Below are 18,337 nucleotides of genomic sequence, written 5' to 3' on the forward strand. Positions count from 1 at the left end.
GTGGTGATATCCATTTCAGATCTCCTAATCAGCGACACCTTTGCACCTCTGCAGTCCTTGAAAACGCTGGGGGTATCCCCTTCGTTCCCGACAGGTCTGGAGGAGCCTGCGCGGTAGCTTTCCGGCTAGGGAGAGTCAAACTTGGTCACCCTCGTGAAAATCGCGGAGGCTCTCGGCAGGACTCGTGGAAAAATGGCACTCTCCGGCCCTAAGCGACGTCCACGCTAAAGTCTGTGAACGGCAACTGCGCCCCTTAACCGCCGTTCGTCCGGAGCGAGCCGCTCCCGCATCTTTTCTTGAATTTAGATCGCTTTCGGCAGCCCGTTCCGTTGGGAACCCATTGCTTCTTCACTGGGATACGACGAAGCGTTCAAGTTTGCCCAGAGTTTGCAGTCCCAGTTCCACAGCGCCGAAGCCCCTCGCCTCTTGGAACTCGGCAACCGTGCTAAAGATCATGCCCAGCGTCACCTTCGTGCATCCGTCGAGATCCTCGAACGAGGCCCAGGCATCGGCATGTTTCGGCCCATTCTCGCCCCAGAGAAGCGTGTAGCCGATCCTTTCATAGGCCCGAACCTCACCATAACGATGGTGGTTCGGGTAGACTGTGCCATCCGCCGCAATCATGTCGAAGACCCATTCGCCGCCCGTCCGCAGATCTATCCGCGTCGTTCGACAGGAGAACCCGTCCGGTCCCCACCATTGCGGCAGCGTCTCGGGATTCAGCCACGCACCCCAGACCAGAGTTCGCGGTGCCTGTATCACGCGCTCCAGCACCATCGTCCGCTCAGCCGCGCTCGCGAGATTGTCCAGCCCCGCGCCAAAGCCCTGCCGATATCCCGCCTCCATATTCTCGGCCAGCGAGGAAAGTTGCACCGTGACGACCAGCCGACTGCGCTCGTCCGTGCCTGAGAATTCCGCAGTCACCAGCGCCGCCGATTGCGTCACGCCCCCGGACGAAATTGCCTCGTAGTTCACGCTGCGCAGCGCAGGCTGCAATTCCAGCCAACCAACCTCGCAGCGGATATTTGGCTGCCCCTCCACCTTGCAGAGCGAGACCTCGCGTCCGCCCACCTTGCTTTCGGCCTCCAGAAACTCCACGGTGACCGAGGGCGTGGGTGCGGCCCAAACCGCCCGCGCGGCCGGGGCCGTCCAGGCCTGCCACAGTACCGATAACGGCGCGGCCACGTCCCGCTCGAAGGTCAGCGTCGCAAAACGGTCCTTCCTGTCATCTGGCGCCGTGCGGGCCACGCTGCTTGAATCCGGGATCCGTGTCATTCTGCGCGCTCCTTCATCACCTTAATCACAAATGCGTCCAGCCGATCGAGCCGGGCTTCCCAGACGGCTCGCTGTTCATCCAGCCATGTCCGTACCGGGTCCAGAGCCTCCGGGACGATGGCGCAGGTACGTATCCGCCCATCCTTGGAAGTGGAGATCAACCCTGCCTCCTCCAGCACGGAAAGGTGCCGCATCACCGTGGGCAGACGCAGTCCCGTGGGTCCGGCCAAATCCGTGACTCGCGCCGAATCTTCGGCGAGTCGAGTTAGGATTGACCGACGGGTCGGGTCGGCGAGCGCGTGGAAGAGCAGCGAAAGATCCGTATCATGCTTAGCCATAAAGCTAACTATCATCAGCGCTATTGGCGACGCAAGAGAAAACTTCGTCAATCTGCTAAGTTTTCTCACCTAGCTTGTCGGGTCCCTAGACCAGCCCCCTTTTGTTGCAGAACCCGCTGGAAAGGTCAGTGCAACGAAGCTCGCGCGGATCCGATACCCGCAATCCGAAGAGCCAGATCCTCATGCTGCCTGTCGGCTTGCGCCCCCAGTCACGAACAGGAATTTCGCCTCTCCAATTGCCTTGGGTACCGGTAGAGCGGTAGCAGCGATTAGGCGTAAGAGAGAGCGCTTCAGAAAGCCGGGAAAAACCGCCGCTGTCCTGCTTTTAGATATGGAAGCGAACGGCCTTACGGAAACGTAGACGTCCTAAAGCCACACATCTCTCGTTTTAGAGTCGAAGGTCCCTCTTCACCTGCGCGGCGCCGCAGCACCATAGACGTGTTCCCGACGACATTCACGCCACAAGCCGTGCACCGGGCTCGTGAAGAACGGCTCGCTTCGACGCTTCTCTGCACATCCGGGCGAGCCTGAAGTGAAAACGTGACCATAGTGGTCCTCTGTTTTTGCCCGGCAATGGCAAGAAGTGTGCTTTGACGCGGAAGCTGGATGCCAACACCGCGAGCGGAATCCACGTTCGCTCACTCCTTTGGCTTCATCGGCACACCTTATTGTTCGCCCGGTGCAAATCAAGTTGGCGAAACCTGGGTCATCACCATGGACGCACCCGCGGTTGGTGCGCGAAAAGTGAAATATCGCCAGCGCTAGGCGGTCTGGGGCGCTTCAGACTTACGCTCCTGCAGCGCATCCAAGCTCCAAGCCCCGGGTCCGGCTGCGGAAATATATAGGAACAGGAAGCAATACAGCATCGCGGCTTCGCCGTGATTGAGTACCGGGAAGAAACTGTCAGAGCTGTGTGCGATAAAGTATGCGACGGCCATCAACCCTGAAAGCAGGAAGGCAACCGGGCGAGCGAGCAGACCAATTACCAACAAAAGGCCGCCAGTCACTTCGAGAACGCCGGCGATGTAGAGCATGGGGCTGAGAGGATATTCGAAGGGTGCGGGCCAGCCGAAAAGCTTCATCGTACCGTGAGTGAAGAATGATCCTGCTGCAAAGATGCGCAAGACACTGAGAAGATGAGGGGCAAAGTCGCGGATATAGGGTATTTGCAAAGCGGGCATGTTTGCCTCCAGGTTGACCAGACGGACTGCAAGTTCGGCTTAAACAAGTGCACAGCGGCTCGGCATGTGTTAGAGCACGTCCTCTATGCGTATCGGCAGTTTTCGTATGCGTTTGCCTGTCGCGTGATAAATCGCATTGGCGATTGCCGGCGCGGTTCCGAGCATTACCAGCTCGCCCATTCCTTTCACGCCGACCGAGTTGATCCTGGGATCAGGCTTGTCTATGAGCCCAACATTCACTTCACCGATATCGGCGTTCACTGCCATCACGTAATCGGCCAGGTCGTCATTGAGGTAACCGGCAAAACGCGGATCGACCTCTGACACTTCCCGAAGCGCTGTGCTGAATCCCCAGACGACACCGCCGTACATCTGCCCCTTCGCGGTCCTAGGGCTTGCGACCCGTCCAACGTCAGCGATGCTGACCGCGCGTGGCATGCTGATCCGCCCCGTCGTCGGGTCGATGTGAATCTCCACGAACTGCGCGATATAGCTCATTGACGTGAAGCCGGGGTAATCGGGCCCTGCCCCTGCCCGGCCGCCGGTACGGTAGGCCTCGATGGCCGACGCGTCTTGACCTGGCGCCAGCTCTGAAACCTTGACTTCGATATAGGGACGCTTCAGGCGCGCAAGCTGTTGGTGCAAGTTGCCGGCTGGCGGATTGGCCCCGGCGAGTTCGGCAAACTTGGCGCGTAGAACCTCCACCGCCTTTGCAGCCGTTGGCACACAGCTGGCCGTCCCGCGCTCGCCGACCGTGGCGAGCTGTGGCCCTAACGTGGTGTCGCCGAGCAGGATTTCCAGACGATCGGGGTTGATGTCGAGCCCTTGGATGATGACGTTGGCGATCGCGGTTAGTATTCCTTGGCCCATCTCGTGCCCGGAGCTGATCATGCGTGTCGTTCCATCGGCGCGCACCCTGAGCGTTGCCTCGCTCGCGGACATCGACGCACCGAAGATGCCACATGCGACACCGAGACCGACCAACGTCCCGTCGGCTAGTCGCATCGATCCCGGTGCGGGAAGACGCCTACTCCAGCCGAATCGGTTGGCCCCCTCTCGCAGACAGTCATTCAGAAAATGCGGCGATAGAGGTTGGCCAGCAATGATGTCGTTCTTAGCCTCGTGTTCAAGGCGAAGCTCGACGGGGTCCTTGCCAAGCTTGTAGGCCATTTCATCAATCACGCTTTCCAATGCAAAGCCCGCCGGAAAGGGATGCGTGCCCCGTGTGTGGCGTGGCATCTGGCGGTCGACGTGAATATCGCCGGCAGTCGCTCGGAAATTTTCGATCGAATACAAGCGGGCGATATCTTCATGGTAGCCGGTCGAGCGAAAGCTTCCGTCCGGGATGTTTTCTTGCACCACATCGTAAATGATGGCCTGCAAACGCCCCTCCGCGCTGGCAGCAAGGCGGATGTTGTGGACGCTTCGAGGTCGGTAATTGGCTATATGAAAGAGTTGTCCGCGAGGCGTCACCAGCTTCACCGGGCGCCGTGTCAAGCGTGCCGCCTGCGCGACCAGGGCTGTCTGCAACTTTGGAGGAGATTTCTGTCCGAACCCGCCGCCGACTTGTTCCGATTTGACCACGATCCGGTCGGGTGAAAGCTCGAATGCTCGCATGAGCGCACCCTTGACGGCGTCCAGATTTTGGCACCCCTCGTATACGGTCAGTCGGCCATCGGTCCATTCCGCAACAGTGCCGAACAACTCCATGGGGTTGTGATGCTGGGTTGGCGTTTCGAAGGTGCCCGTCACGATGTGGGCTGCGCTTTGAAACGCTGCATCGACGTCACCTGCATTGAATTCCTCAGCATCGACCCGATGCGCCCCTGGACTCGTCATCAGCGGAATGTAGGGCGCCGTCTCGTAAAGCGCCGTCACCGCTTCGGCGCCCTCGATCGCCGCTTCAACGGTCTCGGCAACCACCAGCGCCATAGGCTGGCCCCGATACGATATCTCTGCACGAAGCGTTGGGAAATCTCCTATACCCAGCACCTGCACAACGCCTGGGGTTTCCATCGCGGGCGCTACATCGAGGGCACTTACCTTGCCTTTCGCAATAGTCGCGGGCACCAGCATGGCATGTAGCATTCCGGGCAGCTTGGCGTCGGCACCGTACTGCGCTCGGCCGAGAACTTTGTCTCTCGCATCGACACGTGGAATTTCCGAAAAGGCTTGCGTGGGCATTACGCCCTCCTTTCAGCGGCGATGGTCAGCGCCTCGGTGACAACTCTCGCGCCGAGTTCGATCTTGAATGCGTTGTGCTGACCGCTGCGGGCGTCCGCGAATGCCGCCCTCCCAGCCCGAAGTGCAAGTTCAGGTGTGAGTGGTGAACCAGCAAGAATTGCTTCGGCGGCGCGGGATCGCCAAGGTGCGGTCGCGACACCGCCGAGCGCGATGCGCGCGGCGCGGACGGTGGCGCCATCCATCTCGAGTGCCACCGCAGCAGAGGCCAAAGCGAAGGCATAGCTCTCGCGGTCGCGGATCTTGTGATAAGTCGATGCACGACCGGCAGGAGTTTTTCGCACGGTGATCGCCGTCACCAGCTCGCCCGGCTGAAGATTGAACTCGCGGTGGGGTGTGTCACCGGGGAGACGGTAGAATTCAGCAATCGGAAGGGTACGCGGACCCTTAGGTCCGAGAATCTCTACCGTTGCGTCCATCGCCGTTAGCGCGACCGGCCAGTCGCCAGGCGCCACCGCGGTGCAAGCCTCACTTGTGCCAAGAACAGCATGAGTGCGATCGAGTCCGCCGATGGCCGAGCAACCGGAGCCAGGCTGACGCTTGTTGCAAGGATAAACGCCAACCATCGAAGTCGATCCCGCGCCGTTGCGAAAGTACATGCAGCGGGTGCGTTGCAAAAGGTTCCCGCCCACGGTGGCCATGTTCCGCAACTGCTGTGACGCAGCCTTGAGCAGACTTTCGGAAAGCACGGGATATTGGTCGCGCACCACCGGTGCGTAGGCTACATCGGCCATCAGTGCGCGGCCACCGAAGCGCAGAACGTCGCCGTCGGTTTCGATCGCGTCCATCCCGTCAATTCGACTGACGTCGATCAAGTGGGCCGGATCCTCAATTCCGAGCTTCATGAGATCATAAAGGTTGGTGCCACCCGCAATATATCGTGCCGATCCGCGAGCCTCCGCAAATTGCGCGACTGCAGCCTCCGCGGACGCGGCAATAGTATAGCTCAAGGCTCGCATCTTCAGCCCTCCATGACCTTGGCTGTTTGCTGGATGGCCGCGAGAATGCCTACATAGGCGCCGCACCGACAGATGTTCCCGCTCATGAATTCTCGAATATCATCTGGATGGGCCGCGCGCCCTTCGGTCACGCAGGCGACAGCGGACATGATCTGTCCTGGCGTGCAATACCCACACTGAAGTGCATCGTTGTCTATGAAAGCCTGTTGCATGGGGTGGAGGTCTGAGCCCTCGGCGAGCCCCTCGATCGTCGTGACGTGCCGTCCATCAATTTTCGGCGCCAGCGTCAAACAGGACGAGACAGGTCGGCCATCTAGATGAACCGTGCAGGCACCACACTGGCCGTGATCGCAGCCCTTCTTCGTTCCGGTGAGATCTAACCGTTCACGCAAGAGATCCAGGAGAGAAGCGCGCGAGTCGATCTCAAGAGTAACAGCTTGACCGTTCACGCTCGCCGAGATTCGAACCGTTTGCCCGGTTTCGACACGAGTGAACCGCTGTTGTGCCGAGGCTGGTGGCGCAAGCGGCAACACGCTCGCCGTGACTGTTCCAGCACCGGTAGCAAGGACAACGCGGCGCGTAACGCCGGTGGTCTGTGAGTCAATCGAAAGTTTGTCTGCCATGTGATCCTCCGACCCGAGCGAGACCGTCATTGTCAGTCTCTGACAATGACGTATCCTCATTGTCAGAGCCTGTCAATTGGCCTAGGTTCACGAAAAAGAGAGGTGTCTGAGTGGTAAAAAAGGCCGAAAATGCCCGCGAGCGGTTCGAGAGCGCCGCGTACAGTCTGTTCAGGGAGCAGGGCTACGCAGCAACGACTGTGCCAGAAATTGCTGCGAAAGCAGGGCTAACCGAGCGCACGTTCTACCGCTACTTCAGCGACAAGCGAGAAGTGATGTTTTGGCGGGCCGGAGATCACCAGGTCACGATAGCCAAGGAAATTGCGCGGGCCCAATCCGGCTCGCATCCACTCGCAATGGTGGCTCACGCCTTTGAGTCGGTCGCGCCGTTTATTGACGGCCACCGTCCCATCGTAAAGCTGCGCCAGCTTTTGATATCCACGCATGGCGACTTGCAGGAACGGGAACTTATGAAGTTACACATGCTGGCTTCCGCAATTGATCATGCGCTAAAGCAGCGGGGCATCGATCCCTCGCATGCGCGGGTCGTGGCAGAGATTGGAGCAGCCATATGGAAAGTTGCGCTGGAAAACTGGCGCGCCGACGAAATGGAGAAAAGTTTTACAGACCACGTGCAGGCGGCTCTTGACCAGTTCGAGAAGGCCGGAGGCATTCAGGAGACTAGCCGGCGACGGGCCTAGAGGAAGGCCGAGAGGTCATGGCGCGCCGGGGCGGATCTGCATGGTGCGCGCTCTTTCGCTCGTCGCGGAGCATGGTGGAAGTGGCAGCTCGCACCGGCGTTCCACGGAGTGCGCCGCGGTGTTCGTATAACCGCATCTCGATCCGCTGCCGGTGAAACTACGCGCCCTCCGTGGAACATCGCCGGCCGCTCAAGACGTCAGCCCGGCCGATGTAAGAGCGTCGCCAATGACCCTCCATATTTAGTTCTGAGTCGATGAAAAGGATCCGCATTCAAGGCCGACGCGGAAGGTGCAATCGATTGGGCACCTCGGTCTCCGGCCGGTTCTCGCATCAGTCCCCAGGAATGGGCAATGTGAACAGTCGAAAATATACCAACGCCAAGCATGTAGGGATGCCTGCCTGCGCATCCGCTCGAATGCCTCCGAGACGGTAAGGGCGGTTGCAAATGGCAGGCCGGCAGCTAGATACTAGGTGTTTGATCCCAGGTTTTGATGGTGCATTGCTTTCCCAGAAATGGAAGGATGCACTACGGGACAGGTTCTTCACGGCAGCGCCACAACGACAGAGGCGATCCGTCGAGCAATACAGAATAGTCAAGAGAGCCTGAGGACGCTGGCCAAGCGCTACGGGATCAACCTCGCTCTCGAAAGGCTTGGAATTAGTGTCATTCCCGATAGAACTCCCTTGCGCTTTCGCCGATGGTCGCCACGACGTCAATTTGGCAAGGAATTTCCATGGTGATTTCATAGTGTTCCCACCTTGAGCAAACCGGGCCGCGATCCTGTTGAACTATTGTTTCTCACCCAATCATCTTTTGCGGTGCGGCTGGAAAAGGTTCCCCGGCATTACTGTACCGTTCTCTTCAGCCATCAGATGATCTCCTCTGGAAGCAGTAGCCTGTTTTCGACCGAGCGAAAGACGGAGTCGACAAAGCTGCCCGTATCTGCACAGGCGCTCGAAATCTGAGGCAAAGCACGGCCGTCTGGGATTTCCGCGATCCCCAGAACTCGCGGACGGAGCGTCCGATCTTGCTTCATTGCTAGCAACTGCCGTTCAGAGTGGCATTTCCATGCCGATCTCATAGGATCAGGCATGTTCTACGAGGAGCGGGGCCGGTGATCTATGATTTAATTGGTCACCCCTGCCACGAGGTGAGGGGTATCTTGCACCGCGAGGTCCAACGCTGGCAAGTGCGGCCGGTTTGAGTTTCATGGCCTTGGTCTAAATGATGTCGACGAGGCTCACACGAAGATCGTTGATGATGGTGGCAAGGCCCGGTGCTCCAATTAATGGCACGACGCGTACTGCCGACAATTTTGAGATGGCGCGGTCAAAGATCGCGAGATTCGTATGTCCGTTCAGGCGGGAAGGATAGATGATGCCGTCCGGCACGGACCGGTGCTCATGGAAAGCAAGCGACCACGCCCGCCCGAGGGATTGGCGGGAGGATTTTGCGACATCCGTCGGCACTCCCATCCTGATCGCGTGGTCCTCGCGCAGATCAACAAGACGGAGATCCGCGATCGTCTCAATCTCTGCGTAGCGCCGCGCATAGATCTCCTTCTCATCGATCGGGAGATCGCCCATGAGGCCATCGCGCCGATCACGCAAGACCGCTTCCAGGAAGCAGACCTTGAGTGTGTCGCCCAAATAGACAACACCAAACCGCCTTGCCGGGTCACGCTGGCGGGGATCACTGAACCGGCTCGGCGTCTTTCCATATCCTAACGGATCGGGAAAGGCGCTCGCATAGATTCGTCCAAATCGACGACCGGCACGAACGGTCTCGATATCGAGCGGGGAATTCTCGAAACCCGGGGGCGGCTTGATGCGGCCATTCAGCGAAAGTCACCGCGGGCGACACCCTCGGCCGCTGCAACCACATCTTCGTCCTGACCGCGTTTCAATGCGTCGAGGCCCGTCCGGCCATTCAAAGCGCCGTGCGGCGTGACAAGGAAGCGATAAACCGCCCATGCACCGCCCAGGACCTCGTGCAGCTTTGGAAGCGCAGCATAGGGTCGACCGTCCCGATCGAGTTGCCATGACGGAAAACGGAAGCCCCGCTTGGCGCCGTCGAGACCGAGAACCTGCCCGTTATGGCGCTTTGTGTTGACGGTGACGCGCGAAACGCCGAGCAGGTCCGCGAACGCTTCCGCGCTCAGCATATCGCCCTCCGCGAGAATTTCCGCCGCGCGACGCCGGCCGCGTTCCCGTGCGGCAGCCAACGCTGCCTGGAGTTCATCATCCGGTTCTGGCACCTCTTCTACCGGAAACGCATCCTGATGAGACAGCGGCTCTTCTTCAACGACTGAAATCGTCTGCGCGCCGGCTAGCGGATCCACGACGACGCGGAAACTGACCTGATGGCCGGCCTTTCGGCTCAGCTTGACCGCCTTGGCGTATTGCCTGATCAGCGCCTTCTCGAAATCGGCTTTCCGTGGCAGCTTCATCGAGAGCGCAATGTTCGAAGAATCGTTTCGGGATTCGTTGGCTAGAGTCTTCGTCGCGGGCATGGTCTTCAGCCTCCTGCGCTATAACTTAGGCAGCATGGGACAGTTCGTCAAGTTTGTTAAGTTCGTAAATCACGGCTTTCAGCCAGCCCCAGTGGCTATGGTTTGCCTGGATCTTAGAGAGAACCATGATCGCCATGTGCCTTCGGCGACCGATTCGGTTAGCAAGCCGTCGGCCGTGCTTCAAGGGGCCGACGGGAGAACACTGAAGAACCCCATATTTCACCGGCCAATCACGGCGAATCGTATCCGCCCATTGCGTGACAGGAAGTCGGCCCTATTGTTAGAACAGCCGGCAGCACGCCAGCACCTTGTGTTTAAGATCGGGAGGATTTTCGCATGATATTTCCAAGCTTGACCCGCCGCGCCGCCATGGCCGCCGGATTTGCTTTCTGGTCCGCGCTCGCGCTTAGCGCGCCCGCAAATGCGCAGGACTTTCCCGATCGGACCGTTACGCTTGTCGTTCCCTTTGCTGCCGGCGGCTCGACCGACGTTGTCGCGCGGATCATTGCGCAGAAAATGTCCGAGGATCTCGGCCAACAGGTCATCGTTCAGAACGTCGCCGGCGCCGGCGGTAACCTCGGGGCAGCCAATGTCGCGCGCGCCGAACCGGATGGCTATACGATCCTCATGGCGACAGTCGCGACCCATGCGCTGAACCCCCTGATCCTCAAGACCAAGCCCTACGATCCCGAGAAGGATTTCGCACCGATTTCACTCCTGGTCCTCGTTCCGAACGTCCTGGTGGTCAACCCGGAGCTGCCCGCCAAGACCGTCCAGGAATTGCTGGCGCTTTTGAAAGCTGAACCCGAGAAGTACGCCTACGCCTCCTCGGGCAATGGAACGCCGCTACATCTTTCCGGCGAGCTCTTCAAGAAGATGGCTGGTGTCGAGATGCAGCATATTCCCTACAAGGGCTCCGGCCCGGCACTGAACGACGTTCTCGGCAATCAGGTGCCGATCATGTTCGACAACCTCCCCTCGTCATCCGGTCACATCAAAGCTGGCACCCTTCGCGCGCTCGCTGTCACGACGGCAGAACGCGCATCGTCCTTTCCGGACATTCCGACCATCGCTGAGTCGGGCATTCCCGGTTACGAGACCTATACCTGGAATGCGCTCTTCGCTCCGGCCAATACGCCACAGCCGGTGATCGCCCGACTTAACGAAGCTGCGAAGAAGGCCATGGCCGATCCAGCGGTGCAGAAACGCATGGAGGAATTCAGCGCCAAGATCGTGGGTTCGACGCCCGAGGAGCTCGCCGCCCACGTCAAAGCCGAGCTTGCCAAATGGATCCCGGTTGTCCGCGACGCCAACATCCAGATGGATTAATCTGCAGCTGTCGCCTACCGACTCAATTCGTCCCGGCCGGAAAAGCTAAGGATGTCGAACTTCAGTTATTTCTCGGGGGACCGAATGAGCTTCCAGCAGAAGAATGCCCGCCTGCTGCGGTGCAGTGAGCAGTAATCGTTCACCGCGTCGTGATCGGAGGATGGCAGTGCTACCAGGGCGCCTATTGTGAGACTTCCGTGTTGCCGCGTGCGGCAGGCTCACGATGGCGTTCCACTCGATACATTACGCGATCTTTTAAAGCCTAGAACGTGAACTCGCAACAAGCCGTGCACGGGGCTCGTGAGGTACGGCCCCTTCGGCAAATTGCAGACATAAAGGTTCAATCTACTGAAAGATCGCTTCGCGCCCTCATTCCGGCCGTTTGGAAAGCCGGTTCGTCGTTCCGAAAGCTGCCGGTCGCCCAAGCCAGATCAGCGTCGCTCGGCGTGCCAAGGCAGGCGACTGCAAGCCACCCCTGTGCGCTTCAAACATCATTGGCTACTCCGCCAGTGAGCCATTCCAAGCGGCTAGGGTCTTTCCTGCAATATTCGAGTGCTTTCCATCCCATTCACAATACTTTTCGGGCTTCAAGTGAGTTGAGCGAGGATACCGTCGACGACGCTTTGGACGGTGCCCGCCGTGTCGATATTGATGCCGGCTGGAAGGTATTCCCGGGTATCATGGTAGCGGAGTACCAACGCGCGCTCTGCCGGCTCGAAGCCCGGCTCATTTGGCCGCCCATCTAATCGTCGGTTCAACGTCTCGACGTCTGTGTCGAGCACGAAAACCTTGTCGAAAAGGTCGAGGAATTTGTGGAAATTGCGCGAGCCACCACAGAAGAAGGTGACAGGATAGGTGGTGTCGGCAGCAATAACGCGGACCTTGTCGACAGGCCAGATCCAGTGCGCGTACCCCCAAACGATGCGGTCCGCGCCTTTGGGTGGTCCTGCGAGCGCCTGGCCTGTCTCAGGATCGCCGACATAGGCCAAGACCCGGTCACCATGGACGACATGGTAGCCCCGCCGCTCCAGTTCGGTAGCGACAGACGTCTTTCCAGTGCCGGAGCCGCCTTCGATCAGATAGTTCTTAATTCCCATAGGCGCCGTTTACATGGCATTCAATCCGGTGAGAAGAGACTCTAGTGCGGACGCTTCACCAACGAACTCACTTGAGCAAGGAAGGTTTCGGTACGCCGACCGGTTCGACGGCGGCAGTGGCACCGATCTGGCGAACTACTACGATGCCGCTGCGGACGTAGTCGTTGATCTGCCGAAAGATTTGAGCCGTGCTTCGAGGATCAGGTTGAACGGCGTTTCTATCGCGCTCTGAAAATGGGTGATTCCGGCTTTGCGGAACACCCGGTCGGGCCTACTTTGCCGGCCTGCGCCCCAAGCACCATTCGGCCGCCCTCGGAAATCGCGTGGGCGCCGCAGATCGTCGTCGAGGCTGCGTAGTACATTCTGGCCACAGGCGAGAAGGTGGCATCACGGCACCGTTCGGTGGCCGGCCATGCGCAGCAACGCGTCGCAAAATGCACGTGTGGCGGGGCCGAGATGCTCGTCGGTCCTATGCATCAGGTAGGCATTTGTCAGCGTTTCGCCTTGCGGAGCGAATTCCGCGGCGGGAACCCGCACGAGCCGGCCTTCCGCCAAATCGCGCTCGACCAGCCAGAGCGGCAAGTTTCCCCAGCCGATTCCGGCGAGGATGAGCGCATGCTTTGTCATGTTGTCACCCACCCGCCATGTTCCAGGAGACAGAACGTTAAAGTCGCGGCCTCGTGTAAGCGGAGATGGATCCTCGGCAACGACCTGCACATGGTCCGCCAGATCCGCGGCTGTGACCGGATTTCCCGCTGCAGCCAAGACAGCGAGTGGGTGGCTCGCAGCGACGACGGCGGCGCGCGGCACAAGGGCGAGCGCCCGCCGTTCAATATGTGGATCGGGAAGATCGATGCCACTGATGGCCACAGCGCAGCGGCGCTCCCGTAGCGCATGAACTGCTTCTCCGAGAGATGCCGTGAGTAGCCGTATGGCGACCGAGGGATAGTCCCGGTGCATTTCCTCCAGTGCAGCACCGGCGAGACCGGGCGGAAATTGCGGATCGAGCGCGATCGTCAGCCCAAGTTCGACTCCCCCGCCAAGTCCGCGAGCACGCGCGCGCATTGTGTCTGTCTTGAGAAGGATGGCGCGCGCATCGCTCAGTAACGAGCGGCCCGCCGGCGTTAGCACCGGCCGGTGCCCGGAGCGGTCGAAGAGGCTGACCCCGAGCTCCGCCTCCAGATTGGCAACCGCATGGCTGAGTGCGGATTGAACTCGGGAGAGGCGCGCAGCGGCCGCGCGGAAGCTCCCCGTCGCCGCTATGGCGACGAAGATGCGCATCTGGTCGAGCGTAAGGGCATCCAACATGATCTATTCCATAGATCGACTTGGCCGATTTTTTCACAATTACCCTGATCACTCGCCCATGTCATCTATTGGTTGGCAGAAGGCAACCGGTGCTGACCGGCACGGAGGCAACCTCGTCCGCGTCCGGTCACCCGCAACAAGACAGGACGAAGAGCTGACCAAGATGCTCGTGCTCTACTATTCCTCGTATGGTCACATCGAGGCAATGGCGAAAGCGGTCGCAAATGGGGCCAAGCAGGCGGGCGCCACCGTGGCGCTCAAGCGCGTGCCGGAACTCGTGCCGGAGGCGGTCGCTAGGAGTTCAGGATACCGGCTCGGCCAGGAAGCGCCCATCGCAACCGTTGCCGAGCTTGCCGACTATGATGCAATCGTCATCGGCACGCCGACTCGCTTCGGCAACATGGCGAGCCAAATGAAGAATTTTCTCGACCAGACCGGCGGCCTGTGGGCCGAAAACAAGCTGGTCGGGAAGGTTGGCAGCGTCTTCACCTCTACGGGCAGTCAACACGGCGGACAGGAGTCGACGATCCTCTCCACGCACGTCGTCATGCTGCACCTCGGCATGGTGATTGTGGGCTTGCCATACAGCTTCAAAGGCCAGATGCGTATGGACGAGATCACCGGCGGTTCGCCATACGGCGCCTCGACGCTGGCTGAGGACGAAAACCACCGCGACCGCAGCCCGAGCGCCAATGAACTGGACGGCGCACGGTTTCAGGGCAGGCACGTCGCCGAGGTCGCAGCTGCCATGCAGCTCGGTCGCAGTCACCTTCAGCCGGAGCTGGTCCGTTGATTGTCTCCCAATTCACATCGGGCGGATCGGCATGGCCCCGGATTTCGCTCGTCGTGGGCGCGGGCGTGGTGTCTGCCTTCCAGGTGGGTAAGGCGCCGGCCGCACTTGCCGCGGTACAGGGGGATCTGGCGCTCAGTCTCGCCGCGGCGTCGTGGCTCATCTCAGCTTTCGCCATCCTCGGCGCTCTGGCCGGTGCTCCAATCGGACTGGCTGTCGACCGCATCGGAGCCAGAACAATGGCTGCCCTTGGCCTGCTTCTTCAGGCTGCTGGTTCGGCCTTAGGCGCGCTATCGCCTGGCTTTACTGCCCTTCTCGCGACAAGGGTGATCGAAGGTCTCGGCTTTCTCTGCCTTGTTGTTGCCGCCCCCGCCCTGATCGCCGGATTAGCCCCGATCCAGATCCGCGACCGGGCGATGGCACTGTGGGCAAGCTTCATGCCAGTGGGCTTAACAGTGATCATGCTCGCCGCACCGCTGCTGAGCATCGTCACTTGGCGCGGGTTTTGGTTGTTGAATGCCTCGATCCTCGTCAGCTACGCGATGCTTCTCAGGTGGGGTCTGCACCCGCCACCCAACCACCCGCGACCGTACCGCAAGATCCATCAGGACATCGGTGAGGCGCTTGTTTCGCCCGGACCCTGGGTGCTGGGAGGTCTGTTCGCGGCGTTCTCGGCGATCTTCTTTGCCGTGTTCGGCCTTCTGCCACCGCTGCTTTCTCAACGCCTCGGGGTAAGCAATGAGACGGCGAGCATGTTGAGCGCGCTGGCCATAGCGGCGAGCGGCGTCGGCAACCTCGTGTGCGGACAGTTACTCGCCCGCGGCTTCCTGCCGGCGCGCCTGCTGCACTTCAGCTTCGGCATCATGGCCCTTTGCGGGATCGGGATCTTCAGCCATACCCTGTGGGCTATCGCCTCCTATGCGCTCTGTGTCGTCTTCTCTTTCGCCGGCGGGCTGATCCCCGTCGTCATTTTTGATAGCGCGCCGCGTCAAGCCCCGGGGCCTGAACTCGTCGGCGTGACCATCGGCTTCGCCATGCAAGGCAATAACCTCGGCCTCATCATCGGTCCTGCCGCCGCCAGCGGCCTTGCCGGCGCATTCGGCTGGCCGATGGTCTCCGTTGCTATTGTTGGGATCGCCTTCGTGGCAGCGCTGCTTGTGCTGCCCTTCAACAAGAGGCAATTGACTGAAGCCGCTTCCGGCCAAAGCCCACTTACGCGCGCAGGAGGTAGATTCTGAACCCCGGTGTGGCGCCCTCAAACGCTTCCCGCCAGTTTCACCGGCTGGGTGAGTGCGGAGCAAAAATAAAGATGCGACGGCGACGCATGTCCTCCGTTCCCCTGATGCGCTTGGGGCGCAGCGCCGTTGATCCGGCACGCGTACTGAAAATCGAACAGCGCTGTTCCAGTAGACCTATAGCGGCTTGCCCTCGTTATCAGCTACTGGTCTTTAGTCCGCTGGCGCTCCGAACCATGTCCACAATGCGTCAACCAACCCACGCCGGGTTGAATCTCCGACCCAGGCGACATAGCCATCGGGTCGGACCAGCACAGCGCCGGGAGCAGTGACCTTTCCGAGCACTGGAAGCTCCCACGCGCCGGCATACTGCGCATCGACGAGCTGGACCCGATCAATCCATGGTTTGATATCGAACGCGCCGGGCTTGCCCAAGTTGAGGAGTATCGGCCGCGCCGAGTGCAGCAAGGTGTAAAACCGTACTTGTCCGGTGGCGGTCACCAGGTTCAGGTCGGGCATCCGGCGGCCGAGCAGCGGGTGTCCCTCGCCGAGATCGTAGTGGATATCCAAGCCTGACATCATGGCTCCAAACCGCTTGCGCGGCTCGTCCATTTGCAGCAGTTCTGCCACGACGCTCCGCGCGGCCTCGGTGCGATCGTCAGGGCGCAGCAGCGCGACTTGCGCCAACGTGTTGCGCAGCACCCGGGCTGCTACGGGGTGGCGCTCTGAATGGTAGGTATCCAGTAGGGTATCCGGTGATGTTCCCCTGACCACTTGGGCCAGCTTCCACCCCAAATTTACGGCATCTTGCACACCGGTATTGAGCCCTTGTCCACCAACCGGGGAATGAACGTGTGCGGCATCGCCTGCCAGCAGCACCCGCCCCTTACGGTAGGATGCTGCTTGTCTGGCCATGTCGGTGAATCGAGAAATCCACGTGGGGCTGTGCACGCCGTAGTCGGTTCCGCACGCGGCGATCAGCGCGGCGCTAAGTTCGCGCAGGGTGGGCTCCCCAGCCGCTCCGCGGACATGCTGTTCGGGTACCAGAACGCGTACCGGCCCTTCGTCCTTATAGACAACCTCGCCATCACGGATCTCATATTCCAGTCTGCCGAAAGAGTGGATCCCAAGAGGGGTGTGATGAGTGCCCATCGGCGGCTGTTCGGTCATTTCGACCTCCGCGATAAGGCTGCTTGTCGTCGATTCCCATCCAGAGAATTCAATCCCTACTTTCTTCCGAACAAGGCTGCGACCGCCATCGCACCCGACGAGATATTTGGCCCGAAGCGATTGACCGTTGGACAACTTCATGTCTACGCCGATGTCGTCCTGTTCAAAGTCCGATACCGCACTTCCGCGATATATCGTGACGTCCAGCTCGTCGGCCCTGCTGGCAAGTATGCGCTCGATGTGGTTCTGCCACAGCCCCAGCCCATAGGGGTGCCTCGTCGGGAGGTCGCTGATGTCGAGCTTGGTCGCGGCGAAACCCGTGACCTGGGCCACCTGTCCTTCGGAGAGGAACCGGTCAGCAATGCCCCGCTGGTCGAGAACCTCAATAGTGCGGGAATGGAGACCGCCCGCACGCGATCCCACAATGGCCGGGCTGACGCGCTTTTCCACGATGGCAACATCGATCCCGGTCAATGTCAACTCGCAAGCGAGCATAAGCCCTGTCGGACCTCCTCCCGCAATGATTACCGCGTGCTCAGTCATCGACAGATCCCCGCGCGGCAGCGTGACATAAAGCGCATTGACTCTCTCCTAACTGCAACCGCCATAGCGGAATGCGGGCTGAAAGCCGCGCACGCTTTTTCTCATTCCGCTCTAGGCTGCGACTGACGAGCCTGGCTCCGCAGACGATGGATCTCGCCCCGTGCCGCGCACCTGATCGCGTAACGACGTGGAACCGTTCCACGTTATCCACCACAGCCGGATGAACGGAAACAAGCCCCATCCGTTCGTGCTGCTCGATACCGTAGGGCTTGCGCCCTAAAACAATGCCCATGCCCGAAGCCGCTGCTATTAAAGCCAGATCGTGGCCGCCGAAGGTCCGATCCTTGCCTTCCGGGTGATATACCAGATCCTGCGCGGCCAGCCAGAGGCGCCAACCAGCCTCGGACGCATCGTGGATCAGTGGATAACGCAGCAGATCCCTGGCAGCCGGGTCAGGCCCCAGTTCAAGAGCAATCCTTTGGCAGGCAAAAGGCTGCAGACCTTCGTCGAACAAAGGCTCCGAGACGACATTTGGCCAGCCGCCACGGCCCAGCCGAATGGCAATGCGCGCGTCGGAAAGCGCCATATGTGCGTTGTCGATGTCCATCTCGATCCTGAGGTCGGGCGGCGTGCCTTCGAGGGCTGCCAGTCTCGGTGTCAACCAAAGACGCGCAAAGGACTGCACGACGCCGACACGAACGGTATCGAGCCCATGATCCGAACGACCCATGCCTCGACTGTCGTGCAGCATCGCCAAGGCGAGTTCTATGCGTGCGGCGAAGCGCTCGCCGTCGAGTGTCGCTCGCACGCCTCGCCCGTGACGGCCGAAAAGACGGAGACCGGCCCAGCGTTCCGTCGCTGCGACACGTCGGCTGACGGCGCCATGGCTAATGCCAAGCGCAGCCGCGGCAGCCGAGAACGAGCCGAGGCGGTAAGCCGACAGGACGGCCTGAAGCGCCTCGAGCGGCGGCAGTTCATCGTTGTGCGTCATGAGCACATCTGAATGTCGGCGCGCATTCTATGTCAACAGATGTTT

The 18,337-nt window shown here is 60.2% G+C and carries 16 protein-coding genes and 1 pseudogene; 4 read left to right on the forward strand and 13 right to left on the reverse strand.

Features of this window, described 5'->3' with window-relative positions; all coding sequences use genetic code 11:
• Positions 1–348: 348 nt before the first annotated feature.
• From M1D43_RS29390 to M1D43_RS29415, 6 genes are all read right to left on the reverse strand, one after another.
• On the reverse strand, positions 349–1,275 hold the full coding sequence (locus tag M1D43_RS29390; protein ID WP_127662867.1) for an SRPBCC domain-containing protein: 927 nt from the start codon (positions 1,273–1,275) through the stop codon (positions 349–351).
• A complete protein-coding gene (locus M1D43_RS29395; RefSeq protein ID WP_014527972.1) occupies positions 1,272–1,613 on the reverse strand; it encodes an ArsR/SmtB family transcription factor in 342 nt (113 codons plus the stop codon). The genes M1D43_RS29390 and M1D43_RS29395 overlap by 4 nt, the downstream gene beginning before the upstream one ends.
• A gap of 761 nt (positions 1,614–2,374) precedes the next feature.
• Positions 2,375–2,794 carry a DoxX family protein gene (locus tag M1D43_RS29400; RefSeq protein WP_127667915.1) on the reverse strand — a complete coding sequence of 140 codons (420 nt, stop codon included), beginning with the start codon at positions 2,792–2,794 and terminating at the stop codon, positions 2,375–2,377.
• Between the two features lie 69 nt (positions 2,795–2,863).
• On the reverse strand, positions 2,864–4,978 hold the full coding sequence (locus M1D43_RS29405) for a xanthine dehydrogenase family protein molybdopterin-binding subunit (protein WP_127540722.1): 2,115 nt from the start codon (positions 4,976–4,978) through the stop codon (positions 2,864–2,866).
• A complete protein-coding gene (locus M1D43_RS29410) occupies positions 4,978–5,994 on the reverse strand; it encodes an FAD binding domain-containing protein (RefSeq protein ID WP_088195725.1) in 1,017 nt (338 codons plus the stop codon). Before M1D43_RS29410 ends, M1D43_RS29405 begins: the two co-directional genes overlap by 1 nt.
• A gap of 2 nt (positions 5,995–5,996) precedes the next feature.
• Entirely contained in the window at positions 5,997–6,617 is a 621-nt protein-coding gene (locus M1D43_RS29415; protein WP_088196354.1) for a (2Fe-2S)-binding protein, read from the reverse strand.
• A gap of 110 nt (positions 6,618–6,727) precedes the next feature.
• Between M1D43_RS29415 and M1D43_RS29420 the strand changes: the two genes are divergently transcribed.
• A complete protein-coding gene (locus M1D43_RS29420; RefSeq protein ID WP_088195726.1) occupies positions 6,728–7,315 on the forward strand; it encodes a TetR/AcrR family transcriptional regulator in 588 nt (195 codons plus the stop codon).
• 1,222 nt (positions 7,316–8,537) lie between these two features.
• On the opposite strand, the gene M1D43_RS29425 is transcribed toward M1D43_RS29420, so the two are convergent.
• The gene (locus M1D43_RS29425; RefSeq protein ID WP_127672505.1) at positions 8,538–9,158 is read right to left on the reverse strand and encodes an RES family NAD+ phosphorylase; all 621 of its coding nucleotides are present in this window, start codon (positions 9,156–9,158) and stop codon (positions 8,538–8,540) included.
• Positions 9,155–9,829, reverse strand: a complete 675-nt coding sequence (locus M1D43_RS29430; protein ID WP_017276713.1) for an XRE family transcriptional regulator — start codon at positions 9,827–9,829, stop codon at positions 9,155–9,157. Before M1D43_RS29430 ends, M1D43_RS29425 begins: the two co-directional genes overlap by 4 nt.
• A 336-nt stretch (positions 9,830–10,165) precedes the next feature.
• Here M1D43_RS29430 and M1D43_RS29435 point away from each other — a divergent pair, with 336 nt between their 5' ends.
• Positions 10,166–11,158 carry a Bug family tripartite tricarboxylate transporter substrate binding protein gene (locus M1D43_RS29435; protein WP_017276714.1) on the forward strand — a complete coding sequence of 331 codons (993 nt, stop codon included), beginning with the start codon at positions 10,166–10,168 and terminating at the stop codon, positions 11,156–11,158.
• A gap of 587 nt (positions 11,159–11,745) precedes the next feature.
• Here M1D43_RS29435 and M1D43_RS29440 read toward each other — a convergent pair.
• The 3 genes and pseudogenes from M1D43_RS29440 to M1D43_RS29450 all read right to left on the reverse strand — a co-directional run bounded on the left by M1D43_RS29440 (position 11,746) and on the right by M1D43_RS29450 (position 13,563).
• Positions 11,746–12,255, reverse strand: a complete 510-nt coding sequence (locus tag M1D43_RS29440) for a DEAD/DEAH box helicase family protein (protein ID WP_010968015.1) — start codon at positions 12,253–12,255, stop codon at positions 11,746–11,748.
• 138 nt (positions 12,256–12,393) lie between these two features.
• Positions 12,394–12,638, reverse strand: a pseudogene (locus M1D43_RS29445) (hypothetical protein); the annotation flags it as partial.
• A 4-nt stretch (positions 12,639–12,642) separates the two neighbouring features.
• Positions 12,643–13,563, reverse strand: coding sequence for a LysR family transcriptional regulator (locus tag M1D43_RS29450; RefSeq protein WP_498814588.1), 921 nt, complete (start codon positions 13,561–13,563; stop codon positions 12,643–12,645).
• Between the two features lie 154 nt (positions 13,564–13,717).
• Between M1D43_RS29450 and wrbA the strand changes: the two genes are divergently transcribed.
• On the forward strand, positions 13,718–14,356 hold the full coding sequence (gene wrbA / locus M1D43_RS29455) for an NAD(P)H:quinone oxidoreductase (protein ID WP_010968017.1): 639 nt from the start codon (positions 13,718–13,720) through the stop codon (positions 14,354–14,356).
• Entirely contained in the window at positions 14,353–15,591 is a 1,239-nt protein-coding gene (locus tag M1D43_RS29460) for an MFS transporter (protein ID WP_015241992.1), read from the forward strand. The genes wrbA and M1D43_RS29460 overlap by 4 nt, the downstream gene beginning before the upstream one ends.
• 210 nt (positions 15,592–15,801) lie before the next feature.
• On the opposite strand, the gene M1D43_RS29465 is transcribed toward M1D43_RS29460, so the two are convergent.
• Both M1D43_RS29465 and M1D43_RS29470 read right to left on the reverse strand, forming a co-directional pair.
• Positions 15,802–17,301, reverse strand: coding sequence for an FAD-dependent monooxygenase (locus M1D43_RS29465; RefSeq protein ID WP_015241991.1), 1,500 nt, complete (start codon positions 17,299–17,301; stop codon positions 15,802–15,804).
• Positions 17,294–18,292: a LysR family transcriptional regulator gene (locus tag M1D43_RS29470; RefSeq protein WP_498814590.1), complete on the reverse strand. Its 999-nt coding sequence runs from the start codon at positions 18,290–18,292 to the stop codon at positions 17,294–17,296. Before M1D43_RS29470 ends, M1D43_RS29465 begins: the two co-directional genes overlap by 8 nt.
• Positions 18,293–18,337 lie beyond the last annotated feature (45 nt).

The organism is Ensifer sp. R1-3, from assembly GCF_056739175.1.